Genomic DNA, 14,066 nt, shown 5'->3' on the forward strand with positions numbered 1-14,066 from the left:
GGCGGGAAACAATCGGGGAGCGGGTTTGGAACGGCAATGCCACCCTCCCGGGAAACCCAGCCCGCCCTGACCGGCTTGTTAACACCCCACAGCGAGGCCGGGGGCGGCCTTTCACTTGCCTAGCCGTTGAGCGTGTCCTTGACGGCCTTGGCTGGAGAGAAGGTCAACTTCCTTGCCGCGGCAATCTTGATCTTCTCGCCATTTGCCGGGTTGCGACCTTCGCGTTCCGGCGTCTCCTTGACCTTGAACTTTCCGAATCCCGGCAGCGAGACCTCCGCGCCGCTCGCAGCTGTGTCGACAATGCCCTTCAGCACGTCGTCAACGATTGCCTTGGCTTGCGCCTTGCTCACGCTGTGCGTCTCCGCCAGCTTTGTCGCGAGTTCGGATGTGTTCATTGATGCTCTCCCCAAGGTTGATTTCACCGCCTCTATGGCATGGGGCCGGCGCTGTCATCAACTGCTCAATTGTCCCGCAAGCGCAGGTTAGCGCAAACCATGCGCTCCTCCTCCGCCGCTGCAGCGAGGCGAAACGGAGGCGGCGTCGCAAGATCGCCGTGCCGTCTGCGCGAGTCTTACCGGCTGCAAGCGATGCCTTACATCTCGGGCAGAGCGCCAAGCCTTTGCGGAACTCCCCATTAACGGCCAAGCTGGCGCGGCGGCCGCACTATCATGTGCATTTCACGATCCTCTCATCAGTCAAACGCTTCTGCCAAAAAACAGAGCAGACCTTATGTGGCGAACTTCAGATTCACGTGAATAGTTTGGACTAATTTTCGTGCAAATCCATTGGTTTCCAATTCCCAATCGCTCCGGTTCCCAGTCGGGCGGTAGATCTACTATTTCTGACAGTGTTGGATTGGCATCCATCACATGGCCGATGCCGACGGCCTTATAGACCGAAGCATCCTCGTCGTGAACATCTCCACAGAGAAAACACCAGTCGCCTTCAGGTCGACTAACTAGAAGCACAGGGCGAGCGCCATCAAAAACATGCTAACAAACAAAGGCTCTTAGCTGCCTTTGCGGTAGGTTGGCTTTAATCATCATTACAGACGCCCATTGTTCAGAAGTACGTGCGCCTTTGCTTCTATTGCAGGTTCGACATCTGTCAACAATGTTGTCTATGGAAGAGTCTCCTCCTTGAGACCACGGTGTGACATGATCATACTCTCTTGAATTCGGCGAGCCTGGAGGACCGGGACTCTCCCGCCACCCTCCTCAATGGCATACAGCATGACGTCAGCCACAAGGTCGGGCCGCTTGCCCTTCAACCACTCAGCCCGATCCGCCAGACCCATCGCAAGCCTCGTCTCACCCCTGCTCAGTCACATTAGTCGGGTGACATGATAAAAGCAGCAATATGTATCATGCGTTTATGGGTTTACGACCTAGTCGGAGGCCAGGCCATCCTGTTGCAACGAGAGAGGATCAAGAACGCGCACAGCGCCCCAATGCTATTGCGCCTGGCATAGGCATGACTGCGAACGACACGTTCCCCACGCCTAGAGCAGATGACTCGCACTTTGACGTGGCAGGACAAGCGGGAAAGTCACCTCTCGGGGTTGATCGCCTCCGCCATTTTCGGATCGTCGACAGGGTCGTCCAATGATCGCGGCGGGCTTGGAGGACGATGCAAGTGGTCCCGGTTTGAAAAGCCTTGGGAACAATCTCCTCAATCGTTCCATGGCGGCAGAAGGGGTGAAGCGTGCAATGCCTTTCGGTGTTTCGCCGTAGACGGGACCAGGGCCGGGGTCGTTGCGTGGTGACCATGACATCCTGACGCCCGCAAACAGAAGCACGGGAGGAGGTTCCGAATTTTTCTTCCGGAACATCACCACGTTGTCATTAGTGTCCAACATAGATTAGCCCCCGTACACAATCCAAGTGTTAGTCAATCAGTTTGCTTGGTCCAAGAGCTGTGATCGCGGAGGAGAATTCTTTCGCCAGGAGTGTTGCAGTTCCGCCCCATCAGCCGCCTCGCATCAATCACTGGAGCGCGGTGATGGAGAAACTCGCGCAAATCGCTCTGTGGGGCTACGGCGCTCGCGGCACTGTTGGGCAACATAGGCCCAGAGCAGCGTTATGACCGGCTATCAGAGCCGTGCAGCGGACGCTGAGCTGGCAACATTGAACTTCGGTCGTGGCGCAGTTCAACCGGTTCGCTGCCGCCAACGATCCCGGTTCAGTGAACGGGTTGCAGACCTTGTGTCTGGTTGCCCCGAATTTCGAGAACTGAATCCATTTCGGCATTAGGCGCTTCCAGTCCGGTCGCGACGACCGACATTTGGAACCTTCCTTCGAGCGTCTGATCGAAGATGGCACCGACGATGATGTCGGAATCGTCGCCGACTTCTTCGCGAATCCGACTGACGGCTTCATCGATCTCAAACAGCGTCATGTCCATGCCGCCCGAAATCGAAACCAGGACGCCTTTTGCGCCCTTCATCGAGCTTTCGTCGAGCAACGGATTGGCGATCGAAGCTTCCGCCGCGTCCCTGGCGCGGTTCTCACCGCTGCCAACACCTGTGCCCATCATCGCCCGCCCCATGTCCTTCATCACCGTTTTGACGTCGGCGAAGTCGAGGTTGATCAGGCCTTCCTTCACGATGAGGTTTGTTATGCAGCTGACACCGGAATAGAGAACCCTGTCGGCCATGGCGAACGCATCCTCGAACGTCGTGTTGGCATTGGCTATCCTGAAGAGGTTCTGGTTTGGAATAACAATGACCGTGTCGGCGAATTCGCGCAGGAGCTCGATGCCGCGGTCGGCCATCTGCATGCGGCGCTTCCCCTCGAAGGTGAACGGCTTGGTGACGACAGCCACGGTGAGTATCCCCGCCTCTCGCGCCGCTTTCGCAATCACAGGTGCAGCTCCGGTTCCGGTTCCGCCGCCCATTCCTGCAGTAACGAAGCACATGTGCGTGCCGGCAAGCTGATCCATGATCTCGTCGATCGATTCCTCCGCAGCTGCCTGCCCGATCTCAGGCGAGGATCCCGCACCGAGACCCTCAGTTGCATACGCACCGAGCTGAATCAGTCTTGTTGCCTTCGACATCGTGAGCGCTTGCGCATCGGTGTTGGCGACGATGAACTCTGTCCCCTCCAAGCCTTCTGCGATCATGTTGTTTACGGCATTCCCACCGCCGCCACCAACACCGATGACGGTCAAGTTTGGCCTCATTTCGAAGATTTCGGGCTTCTTGGGGATGGTCATAGCATCCGTTCCTGAAAGCGCCCCCGCCTCAGAACGAATCGGGTGACGTAAGGGAATCAGATTGCGCGATATGACGCAAGGATTCGCTGCCATGGAAGGGGACGAAGCAAGCGAAGGCTAATGGAACTCACACCTCGGCGGAGGGGTTCGGATCTCATGGGCGCGATTATCCTTCCCAGACTTGTTCAGAGCCGCATTGAGACAATCGCCAGCGACTTCTTGACCCCCAAAGGAATGCTGGCCATCGACTTCAGCAGACCGCCGGGCGAAGCCGCTCTTATCTATCCCGGCTCGGTATCCTGGCGGATCTTCAAGAACCCTATTGCCCTTTTCGTCGGCGGCATTACGGCGGTGCTCCTGGAGCTTGCCGAACCGCGGGTTCGGGCTGGCGTGTGCAAACATACCAATTTCCGCTCCGATCCTGTCGACCGCCTGCGCTGCTGACCACCGCGAACAGGTCTGTCGTGAACAGGAGAAGCTGGACCGGCAGATCCGGTCTCTCGCGCAGGAGGACGCGACCACGCGGCGGCTGACGTCCGTTCCCGGCGTCGGCGTGGTGACGGCCTTGACCTTTCGCCACACGATCGATGACCCCTCGCGCTTTGGCTCAGCCACCGACGTCGGTGCACGCGTCTCTCGAAACGGATCGGCATGAAGAAGGCAAAAGTGGCCGTTGCCCGCAAGATCGCCGTGCTGTCTGGGTCGACGGCACCAGCTCCGAATGGAGCAACGAAAAGATGGCATAGTCGACTCCTTTATCGACCAAGCTCTCGCGGGACTTTATCAATCAGGACCCCCGTGATGTCGCCGCCGGGGCGGCGGTTGTGGCGACCTCGTTGAATCGGCTGACGTCATGTGAAAGTCGTTGCACACGTTGAGGCGCTCGACCCGAACTTCATCAAGAGGCACTCGACCTCGGAAAGGAACCAGACCCCGGCGACGGCATTGCCAAAACCGTATTGACAATCATCCGCAATTGAAAGGCTGATGGAGGGTCCCCATTCCGGCTAATTGACACTATTAGGTTCGACTCACCATGTGCTCTGAAGCAATTCCTTAAAGTTTACCGAGACTTTATTGGAACGACGAAAGATGAAACGCGCTGGAGGGCAGCTTTTGGGGCGCACAGCGGCCGCCGCTTGTGTGCTGAATTGTTGGAGCCAATGCAACACATTCCGGCGGATCACCATTCGGTCAGTGGAGCGCGGGCCGAGATTGCGAAGGGCCTTGCCGGAGTTGAATATATTCGATGCGGTTGCGTCCTCCCTTTTTTGCAACCTGCATCTGCTGGTCGGCTACCCGAAGCAACTCGTCGAAATCAATTTCTGACTCAAACAGAACCACCCCAACGCTAACGCTCAGTGGCCAAGTCGACCCGCCCGCCTCAAATTGCACTTCGGCAATCGCATGCCGGATGCGTTCCGCAACCTTCCCGGCATCCTCTCGGGTAGCGCCTGGCAAGAAGGCTCCAAATTCGTCACCTCCGATCCGACCCACGAAGTCCCCACTTCGTAACGACGAGCGAATTATTCCGGCGATAACACTGAGCGCCTGATCCCCCGCCCGATGCCCATTTTGGTCGTTCAGCCGATTTAAATGATCGACATCTATCACCAGGAGCGATCCGGTGCGACGCCCAGACCTCGACCCCGTCAGGACGGGGTGAGCGTCCACCATGGCCGAGAAAAGCGGCCCATTAAGGCATGAGGTGAGCCTGTCATGTGCAAGTTCCTGGATGTATTGCTGCTTTAGCACCGAAAGCTGGTTTGACTTATAGCCAAGGAGAACAAGCAACGGCGTGCCGATTGCGAGCGGGAGGACTAAAGCAAACACCATAGTCCGCCGAAATGCGTCGGCGTCTTCCCCACTAAACAGCAGGGCTTGTAAGAAAAGGGAGAAAGCTAGGCAGCCAATGGTGCCGGCCGCCGTGAGCAGCGAAGCCCTGACCCAATTGCGTCGCGCCAGTTCACTGAGCTTACGCAGCACCACCTCGTCTCTCCAGTTTCGCCTGGCTGGGGCTTATCGCACATTTATGAAGTTGCAGTTTCACCAAAAGTAAGCATTCGAGATATGCGGATTGCCCCATTGAAGCTCGTCAGCGGCCTTGATGACGAAGAGGCAGGGCAGGTGAACAGAGCGTGGGCATTGAGCAAGTGGGTGGACCGAACCCTCCAAGACAAAAAGGTTTCGGCGTCTGTAAACGTCACCGCCAGTTCGTAGGGCGGCAGCTCTGGCCTGTTGACGGCAAGTTCCACGATCCGCCCGCACGTCCTCGGGAATGGGGTTCCAGACCCAGCCTCGCCTTGGCCGGCGATCCCTAGCGGCGTCGCGCCGCCGGTCACGAAGCGGTCATACCAGCGGTGGAAGGAATGCCGAGCTTTCTAGCGTGCGGCGCGCCGGCAGGTGCGACTGCTCGACAATGCGGATCTCGAGCTTCTCGGAGGCAGGGTATCTCATTCGTCCTCGCCCCCGAGACCGTATGGCCGCCAAGTGCATGGTGAGCAGTTGTGAGCCGTGCTTTCTCAACCTTCCGGCCGCTTTTGCCGAGGCTGTCCGACGATTGGGCTTTTCGCATCCCCTTCGGCAAAGGTGACTCGGACAACATCGCCGCGTTCCAGCTTCGTAACTTCGTCGACGAGGCGGGAGGTGTATTCGTCGCTCACCCGTCGTATGAGACGGTATTGAGGAGCACGGCCCAAGGCATTCTGTGCGGCATTGCGAGCCGTATCGAATTGGGCGAATTTGGCCTTCGCCGAGGTGAGGGCTATTTCGTTCTGATGGTACGCCAGTTCGACATCGCGCAACTTCTCGACATTGGCCTCGTCAACGCGGGTCTCCGCTTCGAGGAGGGCTTGATCGACCGCAATCCGGTTCTGCCTGGCGCGGAATAATGCTGTCTGGAACTCCAGCGCCTCGCGTCGTGTCACTGCAAGCTGGCGCTGGGCATCTCTTCGGGCAGAATGGGCCGACAGTCCCCTTTCCGCGAGACCTTGTTGAACAGTGAGCTGTTCTTCCTGAAGTCGCACCTCCTCGTCGTGCAGCACAATGCTCTTTTCAATCGAGGATATCTCCTGATCATAGCCCTCTCTCTGGGCGTCATAGGTGCGCCGCCGCGATTCTCTCGCGCGCTGGCGCACGGCAAAAATGGCAGCTTCGGCGGACACGATGCTCGCTTCATCTGCAGTCGACGCCTCCAAGGGCGCGGTGTCGAAATCGATGCCTTCTATCTCAGCCAGAAGGCGAGCTTTCTGTACCCTGAGGGAATAGTTGTCCAACTCGAGTGAGGAAAGCTCCTGCAACAGCGACAGCCTGGCGCTTTCAGAAGCTTCCACTTGCGAAATGCCTCCCGCTTCCAGCACCAGTTGGAAGACTGTCATGTCCGGCTGGAATTGGAACGGCCCTGTTCTCGCCACGTCCCCCACGAGGAACACCGGCGCGAATTCGGCTACTGAAACCGTCGGAGCGGTTATTCGCACCTGTGTCGACAGCGATTGATGCAACAGGTCCGCAATTTCGACGGGACTCCGCCCGGCGACGGCCAGTTTCCCGAGCAGTGGGTAGTAAATTGAGCCGTCCGGCTCGACGAGGAAACGACCGGACAGCACGCTCGAGGTATTCTCGTCTCCATAGACAACGACCTGAAGCTCGTCGCCTGCCTCGACTGGATACGTTCGTGCCTCCACCGCGTAAGCGCGATCAACTTGTATTGTGGCAAGGCTGGCGACTACCAGCGTTCCGATGAATCGCCAGCACGGCACCGCGCAGAAGCTGCTCCATCTGGTTCGCGACATTTCACTTCCCCTATGACCCCCCAAATTGCACCAAAGTGCAGCCCCTCCGCAATTTCGCCGATCGTCTGCTTCCTGCTTGTGAGAGATCAATCTTTTGGCTGAAGTGTACCACTTTAGCAGGCCTGCTCACGCTTGCAGGCGTTCTACGCCGCCGCAGAGGGCGATAGCCTCGTCGGCCGCGGCTTCGAAGGCCCCAAGCTTTCAATGGCCGTTAACGGAACTCAGGCCAAAACCGAAATCGCAAACTTTACCTCGGCGGGTTTGACCATACGCCGACGTCGCCCTCGACGACGTCAGCGACGCAACTCGGACAAGGAAAATCTTCGGCTCGGACGTTAGTCCAGAAAGTTAGCTGAAGGGCAAGTTCCGTTGACCTCGACGGACCCCACTCGGTACCTAGCGAGCCGTGTGACCATTGGTCAACCGTAGACCTGCTTCCGGATGGGGTCGCAAATATCGCACGCTGTGAGGGGGAAGAATTCCACCTGTCCTTCAGTCTTATCTAAATACTGCATGAGCGCTGTGACCAGATGATAGAAGATGCTGGCAGGGACCTGCGTCGCCAGCGATCGTCCGCGCTCGTCGATCCTGTCGACCCACATGCCCAGCGGAGCCGGATCGATATGCCATCTGAAGAGACGGGCGACCCGCGCTTCGATCTCGGGCTTCAGGTCGGGACCGGCGAGCCCGTCGAGCGCGATTGCCGCCTTGATGGCCTCGCATTGCGGCCAGCTGCGCGAGAGCCCGTCGAGGGGTATCCCTTGCCGCGATACGGCCGCGTAAGCCAAACCCGTCGCGCGGTTCAACCCGCTGGCGATCGCTGACGAATACAGTTTCTTCGCGTAGGCAGCCAAATCCTTCTGCCCGCTTTCCCGCGCGAACTCGACCAGGAGCGAGGCCCATTCGAAGTGGTGGCCTGGTTCCGTCCACTGTCCCTTTTCTCCAGGCGCGGGAAGCCAGTCCGCGTCGAAATATTCGCCGAGAGTCCAGCTTTCCCCGTCGAAAAAGTGGCACCGGAAGAGGTCGATCACACGCGCCGCCCGGCGGAGATATGCGCGGTCGCCGGTCACGGCATGCCATGCCAAGAAGGATTCCAGCATGTGCATGTGCGGATTCGAACACCGGACCCCATTCCAGTCGGGGGTTTCGAGAAAGCCGTTCAGACAACCGTCCTCGAGATGGGTGTCGATGAAACGGAAGGTTTCCTGCGCAAGCCGCATTGCTTCCGGATGGCCGCACCGATGGGCGTGGGCCAGTGCCAGGAGCACGCAGGAATGGTCGTAGGCATCCTCCACCGGATCCGCCACGCTGCCGTCGGCTTTCAGCGTGCGCACCCAGCCGCCGCGGTCGGTGCGGCCGCATTTCGAGATGAAGTCGATGCCGTGATTGATCAATTTGTCGGCAGGCCCGTCCCAGCCGCGTTCCTTGGCAATTGCGAAGGCGTATATCTGGCGGGCCATCGTCCGCATGCGCTTTGGTTTGGGCTTGTCCAGCGGCTTTGCATCGAAGCCGAGAACCTCGTGGAAGCCCCCATACACGTCATCGACACCAGCAGTGGACCAAAGCGGCAGCGTTTCCTTGAAAAGCCAGTGCTCGACGCGCTTGCGCCATGAGCCGCTCACGATCACCCGATCCTCGGATGCCGTGAACTTGGTCTCGAGACGCCCGCTCTTCTCCAGTTGCTCGACGACTTTCTTGACATTCTGGCTGTGGCTTACGGGCGCGACGAAAACGGCGTCGGGCGTCGCCACCACCGCCACATCCTTCATGCCGACCACGGACAGAAGCCTTCCCTGGCTTCTGAGGTACGAGTTGGCGCAATCCATGGCTACGACGTCTCCCATGACGACGTTGCCGTCGGGGTCCGTCGGGCTGGCTTCCAGCAGGGACTGCCATGAGCCAAGATCGTTCCAGTTGAAGGAAGCGGTGACCATCGCGATGTCACGGGAATGCTCCATAACCGCGTAGTCGATCGAGGTTGATGGGACTGCCGAGTAGAAGCCTTGCGGCAGGTATATGCCCGAAACATCAGTGCGGGCGGCCTTGTACGACCTTTCGGCGGCTTCCCATATCTCGGGACAGAACTCCCTGAATGCGGCGTGCATCGTGTCGGCACGGAACAGGAAGATCCCCGCGTTCCAGTAAAAATTGCCCGAAGCCAGGTAATCCCGGGCTGTTTCGGCATCGGGTTTCTCGACGAATCTGGAAACCCCGCTTACCCCGGCACCATCCAAGGAAGCCTCGATGTAGCCATATCCGGATTCGGGATGCGTGGGCTTGATGCCGAAGACGACGATGCGTCCCGAGTTTGCGGCGGGTGCTCCTGCCTCGACGGTTTCCCAGAAAAGGGCATCGGTGGAGATTTCGTGGTCTGAGGGGACCATGAGCACGAGCGCGTCGTTCCCGTGTTCGGATATCGTCTGCAGGGTGGCGACGGCGACGGCCGCCGCGGTATTGCGGCCGACGGGTTCGAATATTGCCTTCCCGCCGTTCAGGCCGAGAGAGCCGATGTCCGATATGACACGGTCGGCATGACGCTCGGAGGCGACCAGATAGATCGGCGTCTCGCCTTCCGGCCGCGCCTTGAGGCGTCTGACGGTCTTGGCGAGCATGGAGCCGTTGCCAGACAGGTCATGGAACTGCTTGGGGTTGTCCTCGCGCGAGAGCGGCCACAGCCGCGAGCCGACGCCTCCGCTCATGACGAAACTTGCTATCCGGTCCGGCATGGCCCGCTCTCCTTCAGAAGGTCTGGTTGTAGGCACCGACTTCGGGATTGCGCCGAAGCACGGCGTCGACCGCCTCGAACATCTCGCGCCGCCGCTCCGGCGAGACGGGACTTTCCACCACGACGACGATTTCCGGCTTGTTCGACGAAGCCCTGACCAGGCCCCACGTGCCGTCTTCCGCAACGACACGTATCCCGTTGACGGTGACCAGATCTGTCAGCCGCTGGCCGGCGAACTCGATCCCGTCCTCCTTCATCTTCGCGAATTCCCCGACGATTTTGTCGACCAGCCCGTATTTCACTTCGTCGGGACAGTGGGGCGACATAGTCGGGGTCCCGAAGGTCAGGGGAGATCGCGGTAGAGATCGGCGAGAGTCTTGCCCGGATTGCGGTCAAGCATCTCGCAGACCGCGATGCCTGTCACCAAGCCATCGTCGTAGCCGCGCCCGATCGGCGGATTGAAGAAGAAATGCCCCGATTTCTCGAATCCTGCGATGGCACCGAGTTCGGCCACGCGCCTCTTGATGTAGGAATGTCCGGTCTTCCAGTAATCGGTCCTTGCGCCGTTTTGCGCGAGCACGGGATCGGTGATGAACAACCCGGTCGACTTCACGTCGACGACGAAGACGGAACCCGGATGCAGCGCGGAGATGTCCCGAGCCAGCATGACGCCGACCTTGTCCGCGAATATCTCGTTGCCCTCGTTGTCGACCACGCCGCAGCGGTCGCCGTCGCCGTCAAAACCGAGACCGACATCCGCTCCCGTCTCCAGGACCTTGTCTCTGATCGCGTGCAGCATCTCCATGTCTTCGGGATTGGGGTTGTAGCGCGGAAACGCATGGTCAAGTTCGGTGTCGAGCGGGATCACGTCGCAGCCGATCTTCTCCAGTGCCTGCGGGGCGAATGCCCCCGCGGTCCCGTTGCCGCAGGCGGCCACAACCTTCAGCCTGCGGCCGATGGCCTTCCCGGCGGTCAGGTCTTCGATGTATCTCTCGCGGAAGCCCGGAACGAATTCATAGCTTCCCCCGCCAACGAGATCGAAGTCGCCGTCCAGCACGATGGCTTTCAAGGCGCTCATCTCTTCCGGGCCGAAGGTCAGGGGCCTTTTCGCACCCATCTTCACGCCGGTCCAGCCGTTCTCGTTGTGGGAAGCCGTCACCATAGCAACCGATGGGGCGTCGAGCGCGAACTGGGCGAAGTAGGCCGTCGGTGAAAGGGCGAGGCCGATGTCCTTGACGCGGGCACCGGCCGCCATCAGGCCGGAGACCAGAGCCAGTTTTATGGCCATCGAATAGCTGCGGAAGTCATGCCCCGTGACTATCTCCGGGCCGACACCCATGCGGCGGATCAAGGTGCCGAGACCCATGCCGAGCGCCTGCACGCCCATCAGGTTGAGTTCGGGTTCGTTCTGCGATCCGGGATGTCCGAACCACCAGCGGGCGTCGTATTCCCGGAAACCCGTGGCCTTTATGAGCGCGCTGGTTTCGAAAGCGAATGTGTTTGGCTTGGCTTGGCCGACTATGTTCAGTGTCACGGTTTCCGCTCCGCAATTGCAGTGAGCAGTCCTAACACGCTCGCCCGCGCTGGCATCTTCATGAATTCGGGTAGTCCAGGCGCGCCTCGTTGCACCTCCTCATCCGATAGGAGAATGTCCGCCGACAACCGAAAGGATGTCTCGCCTTGGCATCGGGTTTTTGTATCCTGAAAGGTGGGTCCCGTTCGGGCGCTGAGGACATGGGGCTGCAGATGCCGCTGACCGCATTCAGAATTCTGTTCCGCAAGGATACCGACGCGATGCGTTTCGGACCCCTGGCGCGCCTCCTCGACGCCATTCAAGGGGAAATCTCCACGGAAAGCGCGGAACTCAGGTCGTCCGGCGAGAGGATGACGGACTGCGCCGCCTTCTCTTTCGAGGCTATGGAGAACGGCGAGAACCCCGGACGCATGTCGTCGAAGATCGACAACCTCTCGCGACAACTTGCGTTCAACCGGGGCCGTCAGGCCTTGCTGGAGCGGCAAATGTCATTCCTCGAAAGGACGCGCGCGGAGCTGGCACGGATTTTCCACTCCCATAGGAAGTAGCCCCTACGCCGATTGGCGGCGTTTACCTTCACCTGCGCAGGGGTAGTCTTTTGCGGCAGTCTGGGATCGCGGGGCCTCAGCATTCAATGAAAAAACCAGCCGAATGCCATCTCCCGCACGCCTGCAGGAGAAGCTGAATGGACCGAGTTTTCCCCAACCAATGGCCCATGGCGGCGGACCAGCAGTCCGCTGCCAGTCAGGAGTTCATCGGTCTTTCCGACATTACGGGGTTCCTCAGGCGCTATGTCCGCACGATCCTCGCCTGCCTTGCGGCCGCCCTCATGGCGGCCTGGTTCTACAATGCGACGACGGACCCGGTTTTTACCGCGACCACACAGATCCTCATCGAGCCGAAATTGCCCCAGCACCTGCAGCAGGGCGGCGAAGTGAACCTGTCGCTCGACACCGCGCAGGTCGAGAGCCAGATCGCCGTCATGGAGTCGGAAAAGATAGCGGCAATGGTCATCGACCAGCTGAAGCTCGTCGACAACCCGAGATTCAACCGGCCGCATACCCCGACCTTGCGGGAGCGCTTCAGGAAAATGAATGCGTCTCTCGCCGAAGCCTTCGGCCTCCAGGAAAGCGCCTGGCTCACCTCGCTTGGGGAGTATCTCGGCTTGGGAGAACCTGACCTGCCGGTGACGCTGAACGATTATCAGAAATCGCGCCGCACCATGTTGATCTACCGCAACGGGCTCGACATCCGGCGTGTCGGCGTTTCCTACGCCATCAACATATCCTTCACCTCCCTCGATCCCAAGGGTGCAGCCGAGATCGCAAACGCCACGTCGGAGGCCTTCGTTCGCGAGCAGATCGAAACCAAGGCCGAAGCCGCCAGGGAAGGCGGCCGCTGGCTCGAAACGCGCCTGCAGGAACTGCGCGCCCAGATGAACGAGGCAATGGCGGAAGCGCAGGAATTCCGTTCCAGGCACGACTACAGCGTCCGCAATGAAGCCGAAGAAGGCGAGGAGAACGCGCCGACGCTGGAAGAGCTGGAGGTCACCTCCGAGACGTACAGGAAGATGTACGAGAGCTTCCTGCACGCCTACACCAACTCGGTCAGCCAGCAGTCTTATCCGGTTGCCGATGCACGGGTGATTACCGCCGCGACGGCACCTCTCTTCCCCAGCGCGCCGAAGCCGAAGCTGATGCTGGCCTTCGCGGCGGTCGCGGGTGTCGTACTCGGCATCGGGCTTTCCTTCGTCAGGCACACCTTCGACTGGACCATCAGGTCGCCGCGGCACATCAGGGACATTCTGGGCATCGAATGCGTCGGAGAACTGCCGCCCACGAGCAGGTGGAGGGAATCCGGCCATGTAGACGAAGTGGTGAGGCACCCTCATTCCCGATACAGCCACAGCCTCAGGAAGGCGCGGACCGAAATCAGCCTTGCGGAAACGAACCACCCCATCAAATATCTAGGCATCACGGCGGTCTCGAACGACAGTCCGAAGAGTTCCGTCGTGAGCAACCTTGCAACGCTCTACTCGATGTCGGGGCTGAAGACGCTGGTGATCGACGCGGACGTCCATCACCCCGCATTGACCAGCAGGCTCCTCGGCAACGGTGTCCAAGAAAAATCCTGCCAGGATCCTCTCAAATTGAACATCGTCCATGCGCCGGGACGGCCGTTCGACCTGCTTCCATCATCGGTCGTGGACGCCAGGAACCTGTTGGGGCCAAAGACGATGGAGGCGTTCCTCTCGGATGCCTCCTACGACATCGTGATCGTCGACCTGCCGACGCTCGCCTCTGGTGCAGACAGGCTGGCGGTCAGCTCCGCCCTGGACGGCGTCGTCATGGTCGCGGAATGGGGACAGACGCACGTCGAAACGCTTAGGGAACTTGTCAGGACGCTGCAGGCCAGCCGTACGACCATACTCGGCGTGCTCCTGACGAAAGCCCGCGCGATGGCGTCCAAAAGCCGAAGGCATGAGGCGGGCAGGGGGATGTTCCCCCGTTTGAAGTCGGCCAAGCGGGTAGGGGCATCATTCCTTGGGATGAGGGGGTAGCCTCCGGAGCATGCCGCTACGTCCTTTGCCTTTCTTGCCGACAAGCCGCGGCCTTGGAAGAGTACCGGAACCGAACAATTCGGAAAGCGACATCCCAATGACAATGAACGCTTTCGACAAGCAGCCGTACCAGGGAAGTCCGAGCTGGATTCCGCGGTCTGCGCCCAACGCGGCCGACAGCCGGGCAGCGGTCCTTCACGTCGCTTCATCCGACCACGACAGTGCCGCGGCAGCTTTGAGCAA

General features: G+C 59.7%; 8 protein-coding genes and 3 pseudogenes. 4 read left to right on the top strand and 7 right to left on the bottom strand.

Translation table 11 applies throughout. The features are described 5' to 3' along the window. Positions 1-119: 119 nt before the first annotated feature. The 3 genes and pseudogenes from ACG873_RS00720 to ftsZ form a co-directional block, all read right to left on the bottom strand. Positions 120-395, bottom strand: a complete 276-nt coding sequence (locus ACG873_RS00720) for an HU family DNA-binding protein (protein WP_394886071.1) — start codon at positions 393-395, stop codon at positions 120-122. 597 nt (positions 396-992) lie between these two features. Continuing rightward, positions 993-1,163, bottom strand: a pseudogene (locus tag ACG873_RS00725) (HNH endonuclease signature motif containing protein); the annotation flags it as partial. A 1,018-nt stretch (positions 1,164-2,181) separates the two neighbouring features. After that, positions 2,182-3,213: a cell division protein FtsZ gene (ftsZ, locus tag ACG873_RS00730; protein ID WP_394886073.1), complete on the bottom strand. Its 1,032-nt coding sequence runs from the start codon at positions 3,211-3,213 to the stop codon at positions 2,182-2,184. Positions 3,214-3,369: 156 nt separating this feature from the next. On the opposite strand from ftsZ, the gene ACG873_RS00735 reads away from it, so the two are divergent. Further along, positions 3,370-3,657, top strand: coding sequence for an oxygenase MpaB family protein (locus ACG873_RS00735; RefSeq protein ID WP_394886075.1), 288 nt, complete (start codon positions 3,370-3,372; stop codon positions 3,655-3,657). 76 nt (positions 3,658-3,733) lie between these two features. Continuing rightward, positions 3,734-3,847, top strand: a pseudogene (locus ACG873_RS00740) (transposase); the annotation flags it as partial. A 560-nt stretch (positions 3,848-4,407) separates the two neighbouring features. Here the strand turns inward: ACG873_RS00740 and ACG873_RS00745 are convergent. From ACG873_RS00745 to ACG873_RS00760, 4 genes and pseudogenes are all read right to left on the bottom strand, one after another. Beyond that, positions 4,408-5,202 (bottom strand): GGDEF domain-containing protein, encoded by a 795-nt coding sequence (locus ACG873_RS00745; protein WP_394886077.1) that lies wholly within the window; start codon positions 5,200-5,202, stop codon positions 4,408-4,410. A 533-nt stretch (positions 5,203-5,735) separates the two neighbouring features. Next, on the bottom strand, positions 5,736-7,004 hold the full coding sequence (locus ACG873_RS00750) for a polysaccharide biosynthesis/export family protein (RefSeq protein WP_394886079.1): 1,269 nt from the start codon (positions 7,002-7,004) through the stop codon (positions 5,736-5,738). A 419-nt stretch (positions 7,005-7,423) separates the two neighbouring features. Beyond that, on the bottom strand, positions 7,424-9,730 hold the full coding sequence (locus tag ACG873_RS00755; protein WP_394886080.1) for a mannose-1-phosphate guanylyltransferase/mannose-6-phosphate isomerase: 2,307 nt from the start codon (positions 9,728-9,730) through the stop codon (positions 7,424-7,426). Positions 9,731-9,743: 13 nt separating this feature from the next. Continuing rightward, positions 9,744-11,263, bottom strand: a pseudogene (locus ACG873_RS00760) (phosphomannomutase/phosphoglucomutase). A gap of 212 nt (positions 11,264-11,475) precedes the next feature. Here ACG873_RS00760 and ACG873_RS00765 point away from each other — a divergent pair. Both ACG873_RS00765 and ACG873_RS00770 read left to right on the top strand, forming a co-directional pair. After that, positions 11,476-11,811 (top strand): hypothetical protein, encoded by a 336-nt coding sequence (locus ACG873_RS00765; RefSeq protein ID WP_394886082.1) that lies wholly within the window; start codon positions 11,476-11,478, stop codon positions 11,809-11,811. Positions 11,812-11,948: 137 nt separating this feature from the next. Next, complete coding sequence (locus tag ACG873_RS00770; protein ID WP_394886084.1) at positions 11,949-13,823, top strand: GumC family protein; 1,875 nt, start codon at positions 11,949-11,951, stop codon at positions 13,821-13,823. Positions 13,824-14,066: the final 243 nt, after the last annotated feature.

The sequence above is a fragment of the Allomesorhizobium aridi genome (genome assembly GCF_043769475.1).
Classification (GTDB): Bacteria; Pseudomonadota; Alphaproteobacteria; order Rhizobiales; family Rhizobiaceae; genus Allomesorhizobium.